At 37.6% G+C, this 1166-nt stretch carries 2 protein-coding genes; both read left to right on the top strand.

Annotated features, from left to right (window positions below; all coding sequences use genetic code 11):
- Window positions 1-126: 126 nt before the first annotated feature.
- On the top strand, window positions 127-660 hold the full coding sequence (locus ACS8FD_RS15810) for a YceI family protein (protein WP_439262953.1): 534 nt from the start codon (window positions 127-129) through the stop codon (window positions 658-660).
- Window positions 661-917: 257 nt separating this feature from the next.
- On the top strand, window positions 918-1166 hold a 249-nt coding region (locus tag ACS8FD_RS15805; protein WP_439276548.1), incomplete at its 3' end, for a putative oxygenase MesX.

The following is a 1166-nucleotide window of genomic DNA, read 5'->3' as shown; positions in this document are numbered from 1 at the left end:
CTAATCAGCTATTATCAATAAAGGACTATAGAGATGAGCCGATTTGCACTTTCTAAAATGAAATGTTCTAAAACGACATGCAGGTACGTCAAATTTTTAGGAGCGTTATCATTAATTATAGGTAGTATGACTGGTAGTCATGCTGCTAGCTATTTGCTAGAACCTGCAAATAGCAATGTACGCTTCGCTATCGATCATTTTAATACCTCAACTAATACGGGTGGCTTTTATAATCTGACCGGACAGCTAGAATACGACCAAAAGGCGTACACTGGCAATGTCTCTTTAGTCATTCCCATTAACACTTTAAATACAGGTAATAAAGCCTTTGATATCATCCTTAGAAGCGATGAATTTTTTGATATGAACAAGTATCCGCTAGCTTACTTTAAGTCTACTAAGTGGCATTTCGCTGATGACAATACGGGCGATGTGACCCGAGTCGATGGGGAGTTGACTATTCGCGATATTACTCATCCAGTAACGCTAACCGCTACTAAGTTCAATTGTTATTTTAGTTTTATAGCGAAAGGCTCAGTATGTGGTGGTGATTTTACGACAACCATTGACCGCAGAGAGTGGGATATCAGTAAGTATACGCGGCTAGGTATTACTGAACAGGTGGATTTAAATATTCAGATTGAGGCGGCTAAGCAGTAGTTTTTTGACTACCACTCTTTTAGTATAATAACTAATCGATAAAGGCCAAGACTTATTAGATAAGTTTTGGTTTTTTTTATGTCATTGAACCATCATTTGCCATACTATCGTTGCTCTCTTCTTTTATGTTCTAACCTTACTAAGATGAATAATATTCATCTTAAATTTAAATAGTATCGTTTTTATTCATGTCAGAGTTTGGGTATGATCTACCTCATACACAAATTTGGTTTTATCTTGAATAAAGGCAATCTATCATGAGTAAACAATTTACATATTCCATCTCGAGCATTCGTTTTGATGAAAACTATCAGCCTGCAGATAGCACACGTCTGACGACTAACTTTGCGAATTTGGCACGTGGCGAGAGTCGTCAAGAGAACTTACGCAAAACACTGACTATGATAAATAACCGTTTTAATGATCTCGCGCATCGGGATAACCCAACCGCCGACCGTTATTCTGTTGAAGTTGATATCATCTCTGCAGACTTAGATATCGAAGGC

The organism is Psychrobacter sp. 1U2 (assembly GCF_051847575.1).
This window is presented reverse-complemented; position numbering and strand designations above follow the sequence as displayed.

Excerpts from the sequence above, each read along its gene's own strand:
- ACS8FD_RS15810 (WP_439262953.1), top strand. The coding sequence starts at position 127 with ATGACTGGTAGTCATGCTGCTAGCTATTTGCTAGAACCTGCAAATAGC.